Raw genomic sequence first — 14,664 nt, 5'->3', positions numbered from 1 at the left:
CCGCTCCTGCAAAATCCGCTGCCTCCGGGACCCTCCCGAAGAAAGCGCGAAGCATAAGGCCAACCGATGTCAACACACGCCATTCCGCCGAATGACCCGGACCTCTCCCCGATCACGCGGCCCGTCTACCTGCTGCCGGGGTGGTTGAACTCCGACCCCGATCACTGGCAGAGCGAATGGCAACGCCTTCACGGCGACAGCCGGGTCGAGCAGAACGACTGGGAGTGGCCACGCCGCGGCGACTGGATGGCCCGGCTTGACGAAGTGCTGCAGCAGGACGGTCGCCTGCACGACCAGCCGGCGCTGCTGGTCGCGCACAGCCTCGGCTGCCAGCTGGTGGCGGCATGGGCGGAGCATTCGGCCCACACGCGGCTGGTGGCCGGCGCGCTGCTCGTCGCGCCTCCCGACACCGAGCGCGAAGAGATGCCTCCGCAGCTGCACAACTGGAGGCCGATCCGACGCCCGCGGCTGCCCTTCCCCGCGATCGTCGTCGCATCGAACGACGATCCCTTCTGCACACCGGAACGTTCCGCCGGCATGGCGGCAGACTGGGGCGCGGAGTTCGTGCTGGCAGGACCGCTGGGACATCTCAACGCCGCGTCCGGCCTCGGCGCGTGGCCGCAAGGGCGCGAGATGCTGAAGCGTCTGGCCGGCTGAAACAGCGGATCAGGCGACATCCGACGTCGGGCCGACGGCCCTCCCCCGGAATCACGGAGAATCGCGCCCCATGGCGACAAAGAAACCCAAGGGCCTGGGCATGGGCCTGGAGGCCCTGCTCGGCCCCAAAGTGAGCGACGCACCGGCGGTGCGCGAAGGCGAACCCGGCGTGCTCCCGCTGGCGCAGATGCAGGCCGGCAAATACCAGCCTCGCACCCGCATGGATGAAGGCTCGCTCTACGAGCTGGCCGAAAGCATCAAGGCGCAAGGGATCATGCAACCGATCCTGGTGCGTCCGATCGCGCCCAACGGCGCGGTCCGCTACGAGATCATCGCGGGCGAACGGCGCTTCCGCGCCGCGAAGCTGGCCGGCCTGGCCGAGGTGCCGGTGCTGGTCAAGCCGGTGCCCGATGAGGCCGCCGCCGCGATGGCGCTGATCGAGAACATCCAGCGCGAGGACCTCAACGCCCTGGAAGAGGCCCAGGGCCTGAAGCGGCTGGTCGATGAATTCGGACTGACCCACGACCAGGCGGCGCAGGCGGTGGGCCGCTCGCGCAGCGCGGCCTCCAACCTGCTGCGCCTGCTGAACCTGGCCGAACCCGTCCAGAACATGCTGATGGCCGGCGACATCGACATGGGCCACGCACGCGCGCTGCTGGCGCTGGACGGCGCCCACCAGATCACCAGCGCCACCGAGATCGCCGCGAAGAAGCTCAGCGTGCGGGAGGCCGAGAAGCTGGTCCAACGTCAGCAGGGTGGCGGCCGGCAGGCGCCGCTGCTGCGGGTGAAGGCGAACAAGAGCCGGGACGTGCTCCGACTCGAGGAAGAACTTTCCGACCTGCTGACGGCGCAGGTGGAAATCCGCGTCAAGAAGAAGACCAAACGCGGCGAACAGGGTGAGGTCGCGATCAGCTTCGGCTCGCTCGATGAACTGAACGGCTTGCTGCAAAAACTGCGTCCCGCCGGCGCGGACGAGTGACGCCGCGCGCGGCCTCCCACGGAGGCTCGCCGATCGGCCAATCCGCAAGAATGGCACGCGGGATGCGTGCTGTCTTCTTCGTACTTCCCACAGGTGCCCCACGTCGGGGGATCGTCAACTTTCGCGCTTCACAGGCGTTGGACATGGGAGTACAACGGGGTCATGTCTTGCTATCGCGCATCGCTTCCGATGGGCGTAGCATGACCCGGTAAAGCCGCACCGCGCTCAAGGTCGTCGATCGGGACCTTGCACAGGACGGCGGACTTTGGACCAGCATGGGCTGGCCGTTTGCTGAATGCTTGCTGAGCTCGGAAAGCTCTGATGACGCCTTGAGTCATGGACGTCGCCAGAACTTCCTGGACGATGCGAGGTCCGTTGTCGCACGGACGCGCGTCGCCTCCCAATGAACCACCCTGGAGGTCAGCATGGATGTGATCAGCCATTTCGCGGCACGCTACGAACGCAGCAAGGTCGAAGAACTCACGCTGGAGGAGTACCTCGACGAGTGCAAGCGCAATCCCCTCGCCTACGCCACCGCCGCCGAGCGCATGCTCAAGGCGATCGGCGAGCCGCAGATGCTGGACACGCGCAATGACTCGCGCCTGTCGCGGATCTTCCAGAACAAGGTCATCAAGATCTATCCCGCCTTCGCCGAGTTCTACGGCATGGAGGACGCGATCGAGCAGGTCGTCAGCTACTTCCGCCACGCGGCGCAGGGGCTGGAAGAGAAGAAGCAGATCCTGTATCTGCTGGGCCCGGTCGGCGGCGGCAAGAGCTCGATCGCCGAGCGCCTCAAGCAGCTGATGGAGCACGTGCCGTTCTACGCGCTCAAGGACAGCCCCGTGAACGAGAGCCCGCTCGGGCTGTTCGATGTCGTCGAGGACGGGCCGCTGCTGGAACGCGAGTACGGCATCCCGCGCCGCTACCTCAACCGCATCCTGAGCCCGTGGGCGGTGAAGCGCCTCGACGAGTTCGGCGGCGACATCCGCAAGTTCAAGGTCGTCAAGCGGCTGCCGAGCGTGCTCAAGCAGATCGGTGTCGCCAAGACCGAACCGGGCGACGAGAACAACCAGGACATCAGCTCGCTGGTCGGCAAGGTCGACATCCGCAAGCTCGAGACCTACGCGCAGGACGATCCCGACGCCTACAGCTATTCCGGCGGCCTGTGCCTGGCCAACCAGGGCCTGCTGGAGTTCGTCGAGATGTTCAAGGCGCCGATCAAGGTGCTGCACCCGCTGCTGACCGCGACGCAGGAAGGGAACTTCAAGGGCACCGAAGGCTTCGGCGCGATCCCCTTCGACGGCATCGTGCTGGCGCACAGCAACGAGAGCGAGTGGAAGACCTTCCGCAACAACAAGAACAACGAGGCTTTCCTCGATCGCATCTACATCGTCAAGGTGCCCTACTGCCTGCGCGTCAGCGAGGAAGTGAAGATCTACGAGAAGCTGATCCGCGGCTCCTCGCTGGCCGAGGCCAAGTGCGCCCCCGGCACCTTGAAGATGATGGCGCAGTTCGCGGTGCTGACCCGGCTGAAGGACCCCGAGAACTCCAGCGCCTTCAGCAAGATGCAGATCTATGACGGCGACAACCTGAAGGACACCGACCCGAAGGCCAAGTCGATCCAGGAATACCGCGATTACGCCGGCGTCGACGAGGGCATGGCCGGCATCTCGACGCGGTTCGCGTACAAGATCCTGTCGAAGGTCTTCAACTTCGACTCGACCGAGGTCGCCGCCAATCCGGTCCATCTGATGTACGTGCTCGAGCAGCAGATCGAGCGCGAGCAGTTCCCGCAGGAGTCGGAACAGAAGTTCGTCGGCTTCATCAAGGAGGTGCTGGCACCGCGCTACGCCGAGTTCATCGGCAAGGAGATCCAGACCGCCTATCTGGAAAGCTACAGCGAGTACGGCCAGAACATCTTCGACCGCTACGTGACCTACGCCGATTACTGGATCCAGGACCAGGAGTACCGCGACACCGACACCGGCGAGGTCTTCGACCGGTCGGCGCTGAACGCGGAGCTCGAGAAGATCGAGAAGCCCGCGGGCATCAGCAACCCGAAGGATTTCCGCAACGAGATCGTCAACTTCGTGCTGCGCGCGCGCGCCAACAACGCCGGCAAGAACCCGCTGTGGACCAGCTACGAGAAGCTGCGCACGGTGATCGAGAAGAAGATGTTCTCCAACACCGAGGAACTGCTGCCGGTGATCAGCTTCAACGCCAAGGCCAGCGCCGACGAGGCGAAGAAGCATGAGAACTTCGTCCAGCGGATGGTCGACAAGGGCTACACGCCGAAGCAGGTCCGGCTGCTCTGCGAGTGGTATCTGCGCGTGAGGAAGTCGAGCTGAGTCGAACGAATGCCACCGGAAAGGTCCCCCTCATGACAGGCCTTCAACAAATCATCGATAGACGGCTGTCGGGCAAGAACAAGTCGATCGGGAATCGGGAGCGCTTCCTGCGCCGCTACAAGGACCAGATCCGCGACGCGGTGCGGCGCGCGGTGGACAAGCGCGGCATCCGGGACATGGAGCGCGGCGAGGATGTCCAGATCCCCAAACGCGACCTGAGCGAGCCCGTCTTCAGCCACGGCGACGGCGGGACCCGCGAAGTCGTGCGGCCCGGCAACACGGAGCACATCAAGGGCGACCGCATCGGCAAGCCGCAGGGCGGCCAGGGCGGGGGCGGCGGCTCTCAGGCGAGCGACTCCGGCGAGGGCGAGGACGACTTCGTCTTCCACCTCAGCAAGGAGGAGTTCATGCAGGTCTTCTTCGAGGACCTGGCGCTGCCCAACCTCGCCCGCACGACACTGGCCGAGACCCCCGAGTACAAGACCGTGCGGGCCGGCTACGTCACCGACGGCACGCCGACCAACCTGCACGTGGTGCGCTCGATGCGCGGCGCGTTGGGGCGCCGGATCGCGCTGGGCATGGACAAGCGGCGCGAGCTCCACGAACTCGAGACCCGGCTGCTGACCCTCCAGCAGGAAGAGGACCAGCGCCGCCCCGAGATCCAGGCGCTGATCGCGGAGACCGAGGCGCGCATCGTGCTCCTGCGCCAGCGCCTGTCCAACATCCCGTTCCTCGACCCGATCGACCTGCGCTTCCGCAACCGCATCAAGGTGCCGCAGCCGACGACGCGCGCGGTGATGTTCTGCCTGATGGATGTCTCGGGCTCGATGGACGAAAGCCGCAAGGACCTGGCCAAGCGCTTCTTCATCCTGCTCTACCTGTTCCTGACGCGGCACTACGAGAAGATCGAGGTCGTCTTCATCCGCCACCACACCCAGGCGCAGGAAGTCGACGAGCAGAACTTCTTCCACGCCACGGAGACGGGCGGCACGGTGGTGTCGTCGGCGCTGGTGATGATGGAAGAGATCATCCGCGCGCGTTATCCGGCCGGCGATTGGAACATCTACGGCGCGCAGGCCAGCGACGGCGACAACTGGCACCACGACAGCGGCCGCTGCCGCGAATTGCTGGCCGACAAGATCCTCCCGCTCTGCCGCTACTACGCCTACGTGCAGGTGGCGGAGGCCGAGCAGAACCTCTGGGAGGAGTACGCCAAGCTGGAGCAGGAGGTGCATCACTTCGCCATGCGCAAGGCGGTCGACGTGGCGCAGATCTATCCGGTCTTCCGCGACCTGTTCAAGAAGGAAGGGGCGACCGCGTGACCGCGGCGCCGGAGGGCATCACCATGAGCAGCCTGGAGAATCGCCGCAATGTCGGTGTCGGCGTCGGTGCCAACGAATACGGCGGCCGCCGTGTCCGCGCGCCATTGACGCAGATGCGGCCGCTGGAGAAGCGGCCCGACCATCCGCTCCCGTCGCCGAGCGACTGGACCTTCGAGCTCGTCGAGCAGTACCACGACGTCATCCGCCAGACGGCCGAGCGCTATGGGCTGGACACCTATCCGAACCAGCTCGAGGTCATCACCGCCGAGCAGATGATGGATGCGTATGCGTCGGTCGGGATGCCGGTGAACTACCGGCACTGGAGCTACGGCAAGGAGTTCATCTCCACCGAGCGCAACTACAAGCGCGGCCAGATGGGTCTGGCCTACGAGATCGTCATCAACTCCGACCCTTGCATCGCCTACCTGATGGAGGAAAACACGATGGCGATGCAGGCGCTGGTGATTGCGCATGCCTGCTACGGCCACAACAGCTTCTTCAAGAACAACTACCTGTTCCGGATGTGGACCGACGCGTCGTCGATCATCGACTACCTGGTCTACGCGAAGAACTACGTCGCCGACTGCGAGCAGCGCTACGGCCTCGACGCGGTGGAGTCGACGCTGGACTCGTGCCACGCGCTGATGAATCACGGCGTCGACCGGTATCGCCGGCCAGCCAAGCTCTCGCTCGCGCAGGAGCAGGCGATGCGCAAGGACCGCGAGTCCTATGCGCAGCTGCAGGTCAACGACATGTGGCGCACGCTGCCGCGCCGTATGGAGGACGAGGCCAAGGAAGAAGAGAAGCGCCGCTTCCCCAGCGAGCCGCAGGAGAACCTGCTGTACTTCATCGAGAAGAACGCGCCGCTGCTGGAGCCGTGGCAGCGCGAGATCGTGCGCATCGTCCGCAAGATCGCGCAGTACTTCTATCCGCAGCGTCAGACGCAGGTCATGAACGAAGGCTGGGCGACGTTCTGGCATCACAAGCTGCTCAACACCATGTACGACGACGGCTACCTGTCGGACGGCATGATGATCGAGTGGTTGAAGTCGCACACCAACGTGGTGGCGCAGCCGGCGATGGCGCAGCTCAATCCGTATGCCTTGGGATTCGCGATGTACACGGACATCAAGCGCATCTGCGAGAAGCCGACCGACGAGGACCGCGAGTGGTTCCCCGCGATCGCCGGCAGCGACTGGCTGCCGACGCTGGACCACGCGATGCGCAACTTCAAGGACGAGAGCTTCATCGCGCAGTACCTGAGCCCGAAGATCATGCGCGATTTCCGGCTGTTCTCGATCCTCGACGACGAGCACCAGGCGGAGTACGAGATTTCCGCGATCCACGATGAACAGGGCTACCAGTACGTGCGGCAGGCGCTGTCCCGGCAGTACGACCTGTCCACGCGCGAGCCCAACATCCAGGTGTGGAACGTCAACCTGCGAGGCGACCGTTCATTGACGCTGCGCCACCAGCAGCATCAGGACCGCCCGCTGCATGACGGCGCACAGGAAGTGCTGAAGCACGTCGCCCGACTCTGGGGATTCGGCGTCCAGCTCGAGAGCGTGAATGCACGCGGCGACGTGTCACGTCGCTGGAGCGTGCCGGCACCTCAGCACTGAAATTCCTGGCCCGTCAGGCGAAGATCTTCCCGGGATTCATGATGTCGTTCGGATCGAGCGCCCGCTTGAGCGCTCGCATCTGATCGACCGCGCCCTCCCCCGCCTCCTGCAGCAGGAAGCCCTGCTTGTGCAGGCCGATGCCGTGCTCGCCGGTGCAGGTGCCTTCGAACGCGATGGCCCGAGCCACCATCTGCGCGCTCAGGCGCTCGGCGGTGTCGCGCTCCGCGGGAATGGCCGGATCAATCAGGTACCCCATGTGGAAGTTGCCGTCGCCGACATGGCCGACGATGAAGTACGGCAGCCCGCTGGCCTCGACCTCCTCGACCGAGACGTTGATCGACTCCGCCAGTCGAGAGATCGGCACGCAGGTGTCCGTCGTCACCGCCCGGCAGCCGGGCTTCGTCTGCAGCGCCGACAGGTAGGCGTGATGCCGCGCGGTCCAGAGTCGCGTGCGCTCCTCCGGCGTCGTCGCCCATTCGAAGCCGGTGCCGCCGTGCTCGGCCGCGATCTCCTGCACCGTCGCGGCCTGCTCCGCGACACCGGCCTCGGAGCCGTGGAACTCCATCAGCAGCATCGGCGCCTCGCGCAAGCTCAGCTTGTCGTGGCGGTTGACCGCCCGGACGGCATGCGCGTCGAGCAGCTCGCAGCGCGCGATCGGCACGCCCATCTGGATGATCTCGATCGTCGTCCGGACGGCGGCGTCGATCGATTCGAAGGAGCACACCGCGGCCGACACCGCTTCCGGCAACGGATACAGCCGCAGCGTGATCTCGCAGATCGCGCCCAACGTCCCCTCGCTGCCGACATACAAGCGCGTCAGGTCATACCCCGCGCTGCTCTTGCGGGCCCGGGAACCGGTACGGATCAGCCGGCCATCTGGCGTCGCGACGGTCAGCCCGAGCACGTTCTCCTTCATCGTCCCGTAGCGCACAGCGTTCGTGCCACTCGCGCGCGTCGCCGACATCCCGCCGATCGAGGCATCCGCGCCCGGGTCGATCGGAAAGAACAAGCCCTGATGACGGACCTCGGCATTGAGCTGATTGCGGGTCACGCCGGCCTGGACGGTCACCGTCAGATCCTCGGCATTGACCCGCAGGATGCCTTTCATCCGCGACAGATCCAGGCTCACGCCGCCCTGCACCGCCAGCAGATGCCCTTCCAGCGAGGTCCCGGCGCCGTAGGGAATCACCGGCACGCGATGCGCGTTGGCCAACGCCAGCACCGCCGCCACCTCTTCGTTGCTCTCGGCGAAGACGACGGCCTCCGGCGGTGGCACGTCGAACGGCGACTCGTCGCGACCGTGCTGCTCGCGCAACGCCATTGCGGTGCTGCAGCGATCACCGAACTGCGCCTTCAACGCGTCCAGCATCGCCGCCGGCATTGGCCGCGGCGCATGGGACGGCTGATGGGTCGACGCGTGTAGCGTCGGAGGGTCACCGAGTTCTCGAGGCGCATTCATCGCTGTCTCCTGGTTCCACGCGGTCCGATGCGGAGGAACTCCGCGGCCGGTGTTGTCCGGTCGATTCTAGGAAGCGCGGTCGCTGCATCCGCTTGCATCGTCACGCTTGCGTCGCGACCCGCACAGTGACAGCATGGATGGACCGCGCGCTGGCTCGCGCGACATGAGGAGTCCGCCATGTCCCATCTGTGGTTATGGACGATCTGGGCCCTGCTGCTGGCGCTGCTGGTGGTCGCCACGCTGCGCATGGATTGGCTGAAGGTCTGGTGGATGGATCAGCTCCGCCACCTGCCCAACGACGCGGCAGCCCGCGACATCGATCCCGGCGTTCCCGCCGACGCGCCCGAACCGGGCACGCGCCCGCAGGCGCATCACGTGCCGAGACCCGTCGGCATTCCGCGCCACGCGGTCCACGACATCCACGGCCATTCGACCGGCATGTCCCACCACCGCCCGGTATTCCATCGCAGCGGCAGCCGGAACTGACGGATCTGACGACGCTCGGTCCACGGGTCGGACGAGTTGCGGCAAGATGCCGGGTTTGCACTCCGCAGCCCGCGCGGCACCCGCCATGGCCAATCGACTCTCCCAGATCGCGACCCGCACCGGCGACGACGGCACGACCGGCCTCGGCGACGGCACCCGCGTCCCCAAGGACCATCTGCGCGTGCAGGCGATGGGCGATGTGGACGAACTGAATTCCCAGATCGGCGTGTTGCTGGCCGAGCCCCTGCCCGACGACGTCCGCGACCTGCTGGTCACGATCCAGCACGAGCTGTTCAACCTCGGCGGGGAGCTCTGCATGCCCGGCTACAGCCTGCTGAAGGAAGCCGCGGTCCTGCATCTCGACCAGGCACTGGCCGATCACAACGCCGCCCTGCCCCGCCTGGCGGAATTCATCCTTCCCGCCGGCACCCGCAGTGCCGCCATTGCCCATGTCTGCCGCACGATCGCCCGGCGCGCCGAGCGCGCCGTGGTCACGCTGGCAGCGCACGAGACGATCAACACCGCGCCGCGCCACTACCTGAACCGCTTGTCGGACCTGCTGTTCGTGCTGGCGCGCGTGCTGAATCGGGCCAATCTCGACGGCAAGGGCGGCGATGACGTCTACTGGAAAAGCGAGCGTCTGGCCCGATACGCGGCCGAAGAGGCCGCGGAACAAGCCCAGGAAGGCCCCGAGAAGGCCTCCTGAGCGCCTGAACGGCCTCCCTCAGGCCACGGCGGCCGCCGCGGTCCTGAGGCGCTTCACGTAGGCCTCGCGCAGCGCGGGCGGCGCCACCACGTCGACCTGGCCGGCGTGCCGCAGCAAGTCCATGAGCAGCTCTGTCGCATCGACGAAAGGCAGCTCCAGCCGCCAGCGTCCATCGGGCAACCATTCGCTGCGCTGTGCCGGATGCCATTCCTCGCTGGAGACCCAGGCCGCGATCTGCTCGCTGAAGATCACCGTCGCCCACTGCGGATCGCCGCCGGCGAAGATCCCGTAACCCTGGTCGAGTTCTCCCTCGAGTTCCTTGAGCGGCAGGCTGCGCGCCGCCTGATCCTCCAGCACGGCCGCATCCTCCATCGCATCGAGCGCGAAGCGTCTCAGCCCGTCGCTGGCGTGACACCACGCATCGAGGTACCACGTGTTCCGGTAGTGGACCAGGCGCTGAGGGGACACCTCGCGCTCGCTGACCGACCCGCCGCCGGGTCCGCGCTTGCGGTATCGCAGCTTCAGCCGTCGACGCTTCACGACGGCGCTTCCGACCGTCTCGAAATGCTCTGACGGCACCCGCCGCCGCGCCGTCGAGATCAGCTTGATGCGACGCGTCATTTCCTGCGCCTCGACCTCGTCGCCGCCGAGCATGCCGGTCAGCTTGTCCAGCATCGGCTGCAGGTGCCGGCTCAACAGTCCGTTCTCGTCGAGCCCGGCCATCATCTGATGCATGGTCAGCAGCGCGTGCAGTTCCTTCTCGCTGAACCAGACGCCGGGCAACTCGTGCCGCTGGCCGCGCCACTGCTGGCCGAAGCGATAGCCGTTCTCGGTGGCGTCGTACTCGATCGGGGCATCCATGCGTTCACGCAGGTACTGCAGATCGCGCTTGAGCGTCGCCGGCGACACCTCCAGCAGCTCCCGCATCTCTGCGAAGCTCACGCAGCCGCGACTGCGGATCAGCATTTCGATCTTGTAGAAGCGCTCGGTGCGGTCCATGCGGGTCCTCTCCTGACAGATCTGGGCAGTCGACCCTCAACTTTCTGTCGACTGGGGATGGGATGGCTCATTCTATGAGCCACCCAACTTGAATACTTGATCCCAAGCCTGAAGCAGTCATGCCCCAGGTCCCGGTTTCCAAGTCCTCAAGGAGAACTCACATGGTCGCCACGATCCACCGCAACGCCGACGACATCGCCATCCAGCAACTGCCCTTGCCGATGACCGCGGTCGACGACCTGGGTGACACGAAGGAGGAGACCGGGGCCTCGAGCCATGAGCGCGTCGGATTCGAACTGGGCTGGGACTACGCCCACCACGGGCTGACGCCGCCGGTCGAGCAGCTGTTCCGTCAATCGCCGCTGCAGCAAGGCTGGCAACTGGGCCGGTCGACCTTCGGCGCGCGCACGCTGAAGTCGCACCGCCATACGCAGCTGTGGCTCTCGCTGCGCCTGCATGCCTGGCAACGCGGCCGCAGCTTCGAGACGCTGCTGGTCACGCCCAACTACCTGCAGCAGTTGGACACGACGCACTGCCCGGTCAGCCGCCTGGGGTTCAGTGACGAGGACGGGCACCCGCAGCGACGCTCGATCGACCGCGTGCGCGACGACGCCGGCTATGCGGCAGGCAACCTGGCCTTGATGAGCCACGCGGCCAATGTCGCGAAGCTCGACCGCGGATGGCAGCAATGCTGGGCGATGGCTCAGAGCCTGCGCCAGGGACCGATGACGATGGCCGGCGGGCTGAACGCCGACGCCTGGGAACGCATGGCGATCCTGACGAGCTTCGTGACGCCGATGTCGCATGAACTGGCCGCACAGCTGCCGATGCTGGCCCTCCCGCCGAACCGCCTGCGGATGTTCAACCCGGTGCAGGCCTTGCAGGCCCTGGTCACGCGCCAACTGGCCACACCCGGATGGAGTCAGCGCCTGACGCGTCTCGAAGCACTGATGGCCGCGCAGCAACGCGCCGACTTTTCGAAGTTCGTCCTGGCGCTGGTCCCCCGCGTGCTGCGCTGCCAGTCGCTCACCGACCCGATGGAAATCCGCTGGGCGCTGGAGGATGCGTGGCGCGATCCGCTGCTGCAGAAGCGCTGGACGCACTTCGCGCAACAACTGACCCCGGAACAGGCGGAACAGCTGGTGCAACGCGCCGCCAGCAAGCGGCTGAGCACCGTGCGCGTCCAGAGCCACGTTGCCCCCACGGACGGTTGGGCGCTGGAACGTCAGGGATTCCGATCGGCGGCCTGAACCCCACCGCGAGCTTCAGCCCGGAAGCCCCACGTGCAGCTTTTCAAGGCTGCCGTTCTGGTCCTGGAGCGCGACGTGGTAGCCCTGCTCCTTGAACCAGTCAGCCCATTGCCGGGCGTGCGATTTCTGAGGGAGCCAGGGCCCGGTGCGGTCGAGGTGGACGCGATTGCCGCGGCGTTCGTAGAACACCACGCGCCACATGTTGCTGGGGATGCGGTCGTGGAAGCTGGACATATGCGACCGCGGAATCTAGCAAAGCAGCATGTCGCGATGGGAGGGGGGCAACACCTGGAACCATGCCGACATCGCACGGACCGTGCAGAGTTGCCGAGCCGCCTGGCTGCGACTGTTCGCAGACCATGCCGACAGCACCGAGTCGTCGCACAACAGCAGTGAAGCACCACCTTGCAGCGCGAGTTCGACGAGCGATTGCATGGACTCGGAAATGCCCGCGATCCTTGGTCCGCGCGCCGGCTTCACGACCTCGGCATACGGCAGGAAGTCCGCGAGCAGTTCCTGCTGTTGCACTTCGGACAGCACAAGCTTCGGATAGGCCAGTGCCCGCATCAGCGTCGCCGCGAGATCAGGACTGACCAGTGGCCGCAGCACACCTTGCTGCCACGCACGGCGCAGGCCGAGCGCTTCACCCCCCGACATCAGCAACGCGCGCAGGATCAAAGCCGGATCGATGACGGCGAGCTCCGGCGCCGTCTTTTTCGATCGACGCGTCATGCGGATCTGCGAGCGGTCTTGCGAACGGCGGTCTTGCCCGTGGTGGCGGGCGCTTTCACGGCCTTCTCGACCTTCACGGCCTTGGCGGCAGGCTTCGCTGCCTTCGACGAGAACGCCATTGCCTTGGCGATGACGCCATCATCGAGCTCGAGTTCCGCCAGCTTGGCCCGGACCGCATCGCCGCGCTGGATGCGCACCGGCGTCAGCACCACCTGCCCCGCCTGCAACAGCACTTCGAAGTACTGCACGGGACCGAGCTTGTCGGTGACGCTTTTCGGCAGGGTCAGCTGGTTCTTGGACGTCAGCTTCGCCAGCACGGGCTCAGACCAGCGAACGTTGCAGGCGGAGCTGTTCCAGCGCGCGGCCTTCGACGTCGACGGCCTTGACGCTGTCCGTCTCGGCGCGGAAGCCGGCGAGCTCGAAGAATCGCATCGCACGCTCGTTGTTCTTGTAGGTCCACAGCGTGACGCGGGTGCAGCCTTCTTCCTGAAGACCTTCCTGAGCCGCTTCGACCAGCGCCTGACCGACGCCCTTGTCCCAATGGGCAGGCATCGCGTACATGGCCCAGATCTCACCGGTCGTGGAGGGCGTGCCCTTGTCGCGGGAGCGGTCGAAGCCGACGAAACCCATCACCTCGTTGTCCAGGTGCGCGACCAGCACCTGCGGTTCGCACATGTTGATGGCTTCGCGCCAGTAGGCCTGGCGTTGGGCGACGGACAAGCCGTTCAGGGCGGTATCGGGCCAGAACTCCTTGTACGCGTCCTGAGCGGAACTCACCTGGATCTGGGCGATGGCCTTGGCATCACGCAGTGTGGCCGGGCGAATCTGAATACTCGACATACTTGGAGAACAAACGCATTTCGGGGAAAGGGCGGGATTGTCCCAGTCAATGCGACCAAACGGGGACCTTGACAGCAAATGTTTTGCTGATCTTGATCGCCGCAGGGGCGCATCGAGCCATATCGCGCCACCAGGCTAACGACAGGCGAACTTCAAACCAGTGAAACCTGCAGATGACGCCGGAAGTCGCGGGCAAAACCGGTGGCGGCCTTATGCCAGTGAGGACGCGCCACGGCTTGCAAGCGCAGCAACAGCTCGTGTTCGACGCTCAGTTCCCCGAGAAATTCGGCGAGTTCGACGCCGATGTCGCGCTGCATCCGTTGCACCAGTTGAGCGGTGGTCAATGCGTCTGCGAGCGCGCGGTGGGCACGACCGTTATCTGGCAGGCGATGAAAGCGGGCGAGCGTACCCAACTTGCAGTTCGGAGAATCCGGATAGAGGCGGCGAGCCAGCTTCACGGTACAGGCGAACTCGGGCGCAATGCGCGGCGAAGCGTCGGCACGATCAAGCTCATGCAGCCAGAAGCCGCGATCGAAGCTCGAGTTGTGCGCAACGAAGCCGCAGCCTTCGGTGAACGTCGCGACCTCACGCATGACCTTGGCCGCATCGGGTGCGTCCTCGACCATCTCGTTGCTGATGCCGGTGAGGCGCTCGATCATCGGGGGGATCCACGCGCCGGTGTTCATGAGGCTCTGGTACTGGCCGACGATCTCCCCGTCGCGAAGCAGCACGGCGGCGATCTCGGTGGCTCGGCCTCCGCCTTGCGGGGAGTTGCCCGTGGTCTCGAAGTCGATGACGGCGATGGTGCGCTTCATGCGGTCGGAGCGGGATATTTCTTGGCGTTCATCGCGATCTTGCGATCGACCGCGGCCGGCACATCGATGCCGGCACGATCGGCGATCTGCAGCAGGTACATCAACACGTCGGCGATTTCCTCGCCCAGATGCTGATGCTCCTCGGGCGACAGCTGCCGAGACTCCTCGGCGGTCTTCCACTGGAAGATCTCGACGAGCTCGGCTGACTCCACGACCAGCGCCATCGCCAGGTTCTTCGGCGTGAGGTAGGGGTCCCAGTCGCGAGCTGCGGCGAAGTCGCGCAGCCGTCGTTGCAGGTCGGCTATGTCCATGGCTTCGCAGTGTGCAAGTCCGACGCGGCCTGCTCAAGCGCCGTGTGCGCTGCAGGCACACGACAGCAACGTCGCAAAGATTTTCTCGCCTCTGTTTTCAACATCAAGGTTTTAAATATCTCTTTAGTCGTCTTAGTA

The 14,664-nt window shown here is 65.6% G+C and carries 16 protein-coding genes; 8 read left to right on the top strand and 8 right to left on the bottom strand.

The features are described 5' to 3' along the window. Positions 1-66: 66 nt before the first annotated feature. The 5 genes from AC1VNM_RS22180 to AC1VNM_RS22160 all read left to right on the top strand — a co-directional run bounded on the left by AC1VNM_RS22180 (position 67) and on the right by AC1VNM_RS22160 (position 6,928). Complete coding sequence (locus AC1VNM_RS22180; RefSeq protein WP_377158823.1) at positions 67-657, top strand: RBBP9/YdeN family alpha/beta hydrolase; 591 nt, start codon at positions 67-69, stop codon at positions 655-657. A gap of 70 nt (positions 658-727) precedes the next feature. After that, positions 728-1,636 carry a ParB/RepB/Spo0J family partition protein gene (locus AC1VNM_RS22175; RefSeq protein ID WP_331614092.1) on the top strand — a complete coding sequence of 303 codons (909 nt, stop codon included), beginning with the start codon at positions 728-730 and terminating at the stop codon, positions 1,634-1,636. Positions 1,637-2,061: 425 nt separating this feature from the next. Beyond that, entirely contained in the window at positions 2,062-3,984 is a 1,923-nt protein-coding gene (locus tag AC1VNM_RS22170; RefSeq protein WP_377158825.1) for a PrkA family serine protein kinase, read from the top strand. Positions 3,985-4,016: 32 nt separating this feature from the next. Continuing rightward, on the top strand, positions 4,017-5,306 hold the full coding sequence (locus AC1VNM_RS22165) for a YeaH/YhbH family protein (protein WP_431100919.1): 1,290 nt from the start codon (positions 4,017-4,019) through the stop codon (positions 5,304-5,306). Positions 5,307-5,419: 113 nt separating this feature from the next. Then, complete coding sequence (locus tag AC1VNM_RS22160; RefSeq protein ID WP_377161664.1) at positions 5,420-6,928, top strand: SpoVR family protein; 1,509 nt, start codon at positions 5,420-5,422, stop codon at positions 6,926-6,928. A 13-nt stretch (positions 6,929-6,941) separates the two neighbouring features. Here AC1VNM_RS22160 and AC1VNM_RS22155 read toward each other — a convergent pair whose 3' ends face one another. Continuing rightward, positions 6,942-8,387, bottom strand: a complete 1,446-nt coding sequence (locus tag AC1VNM_RS22155) for an FAD-binding oxidoreductase (protein WP_483108318.1) — start codon at positions 8,385-8,387, stop codon at positions 6,942-6,944. Between the two features lie 177 nt (positions 8,388-8,564). On the opposite strand from AC1VNM_RS22155, the gene AC1VNM_RS22150 reads away from it, so the two are divergent. Beyond that, entirely contained in the window at positions 8,565-8,873 is a 309-nt protein-coding gene (locus tag AC1VNM_RS22150) for a hypothetical protein (RefSeq protein WP_377158831.1), read from the top strand. An 85-nt stretch (positions 8,874-8,958) separates the two neighbouring features. Then, positions 8,959-9,579, top strand: coding sequence for a cob(I)yrinic acid a,c-diamide adenosyltransferase (locus AC1VNM_RS22145; RefSeq protein ID WP_483108317.1), 621 nt, complete (start codon positions 8,959-8,961; stop codon positions 9,577-9,579). Positions 9,580-9,597: 18 nt separating this feature from the next. On the opposite strand, the gene AC1VNM_RS22140 is transcribed toward AC1VNM_RS22145, so the two are convergent. Beyond that, entirely contained in the window at positions 9,598-10,578 is a 981-nt protein-coding gene (locus tag AC1VNM_RS22140; protein ID WP_483108316.1) for a helix-turn-helix transcriptional regulator, read from the bottom strand. Between the two features lie 161 nt (positions 10,579-10,739). Here AC1VNM_RS22140 and AC1VNM_RS22135 point away from each other — a divergent pair, with 161 nt between their 5' ends. Beyond that, entirely contained in the window at positions 10,740-11,828 is a 1,089-nt protein-coding gene (locus AC1VNM_RS22135; protein ID WP_483108315.1) for a hypothetical protein, read from the top strand. A gap of 15 nt (positions 11,829-11,843) precedes the next feature. Here AC1VNM_RS22135 and AC1VNM_RS22130 read toward each other — a convergent pair whose 3' ends face one another. The 6 genes from AC1VNM_RS22130 to AC1VNM_RS22105 form a co-directional block, all read right to left on the bottom strand. Next, complete coding sequence (locus AC1VNM_RS22130; RefSeq protein ID WP_377158843.1) at positions 11,844-12,062, bottom strand: hypothetical protein; 219 nt, start codon at positions 12,060-12,062, stop codon at positions 11,844-11,846. Positions 12,063-12,077: 15 nt separating this feature from the next. Beyond that, positions 12,078-12,560: a PIN domain-containing protein gene (locus AC1VNM_RS22125; RefSeq protein WP_483108314.1), complete on the bottom strand. Its 483-nt coding sequence runs from the start codon at positions 12,558-12,560 to the stop codon at positions 12,078-12,080. After that, positions 12,557-12,877: an AbrB/MazE/SpoVT family DNA-binding domain-containing protein gene (locus AC1VNM_RS22120; RefSeq protein WP_483108313.1), complete on the bottom strand. Its 321-nt coding sequence runs from the start codon at positions 12,875-12,877 to the stop codon at positions 12,557-12,559. The genes AC1VNM_RS22125 and AC1VNM_RS22120 overlap by 4 nt, the downstream gene beginning before the upstream one ends. A gap of 4 nt (positions 12,878-12,881) precedes the next feature. Then, the gene (locus tag AC1VNM_RS22115) at positions 12,882-13,400 is read right to left on the bottom strand and encodes a GNAT family N-acetyltransferase (RefSeq protein WP_377158852.1); all 519 of its coding nucleotides are present in this window, start codon (positions 13,398-13,400) and stop codon (positions 12,882-12,884) included. Between the two features lie 152 nt (positions 13,401-13,552). Continuing rightward, entirely contained in the window at positions 13,553-14,215 is a 663-nt protein-coding gene (locus AC1VNM_RS22110) for a 3'-5' exonuclease (protein WP_377158854.1), read from the bottom strand. Further along, positions 14,212-14,526: a nucleotide pyrophosphohydrolase gene (locus AC1VNM_RS22105; protein WP_377158857.1), complete on the bottom strand. Its 315-nt coding sequence runs from the start codon at positions 14,524-14,526 to the stop codon at positions 14,212-14,214. Before AC1VNM_RS22105 ends, AC1VNM_RS22110 begins: the two co-directional genes overlap by 4 nt. Between the last annotated feature and the right edge of the window lie 138 nt (positions 14,527-14,664).

It is taken from the genome of Mitsuaria sp. MSU3D (assembly GCF_056867975.1).
This window is presented reverse-complemented; position numbering and strand designations above follow the sequence as displayed.

Bases quoted from the DNA above. Each gene is read 5' to 3' on its own strand.
- AC1VNM_RS22135 (WP_483108315.1), top strand. From the start codon at position 10,740: ATGGTCGCCACGATCCACCGCAACGCCGACGACATCGCCATCCAGCAA.
- AC1VNM_RS22150 (WP_377158831.1), top strand. From the start codon at position 8,565: ATGTCCCATCTGTGGTTATGGACGATCTGGGCCCTGCTGCTGGCGCTG.
- AC1VNM_RS22155 (WP_483108318.1), bottom strand. From the start codon at position 8,387: ATGAATGCGCCTCGAGAACTCGGTGACCCTCCGACGCTACACGCGTCG.
- AC1VNM_RS22105 (WP_377158857.1), bottom strand. From the start codon at position 14,526: ATGGACATAGCCGACCTGCAACGACGGCTGCGCGACTTCGCCGCAGCT.
- AC1VNM_RS22160 (WP_377161664.1), top strand. From the start codon at position 5,420: ATGCGGCCGCTGGAGAAGCGGCCCGACCATCCGCTCCCGTCGCCGAGC.
- AC1VNM_RS22175 (WP_331614092.1), top strand. From the start codon at position 728: ATGGCGACAAAGAAACCCAAGGGCCTGGGCATGGGCCTGGAGGCCCTG.
- AC1VNM_RS22110 (WP_377158854.1), bottom strand. From the start codon at position 14,215: ATGAAGCGCACCATCGCCGTCATCGACTTCGAGACCACGGGCAACTCC.
- AC1VNM_RS22180 (WP_377158823.1), top strand. From the start codon at position 67: ATGTCAACACACGCCATTCCGCCGAATGACCCGGACCTCTCCCCGATC.
- AC1VNM_RS22145 (WP_483108317.1), top strand. From the start codon at position 8,959: ATGGCCAATCGACTCTCCCAGATCGCGACCCGCACCGGCGACGACGGC.
- AC1VNM_RS22115 (WP_377158852.1), bottom strand. From the start codon at position 13,400: ATGTCGAGTATTCAGATTCGCCCGGCCACACTGCGTGATGCCAAGGCC.
- AC1VNM_RS22140 (WP_483108316.1), bottom strand. From the start codon at position 10,578: ATGGACCGCACCGAGCGCTTCTACAAGATCGAAATGCTGATCCGCAGT.
- AC1VNM_RS22170 (WP_377158825.1), top strand. From the start codon at position 2,062: ATGGATGTGATCAGCCATTTCGCGGCACGCTACGAACGCAGCAAGGTC.
- AC1VNM_RS22130 (WP_377158843.1), bottom strand. From the start codon at position 12,062: ATGTCCAGCTTCCACGACCGCATCCCCAGCAACATGTGGCGCGTGGTG.
- AC1VNM_RS22165 (WP_431100919.1), top strand. From the start codon at position 4,017: ATGACAGGCCTTCAACAAATCATCGATAGACGGCTGTCGGGCAAGAAC.
- AC1VNM_RS22125 (WP_483108314.1), bottom strand. From the start codon at position 12,560: ATGACGCGTCGATCGAAAAAGACGGCGCCGGAGCTCGCCGTCATCGAT.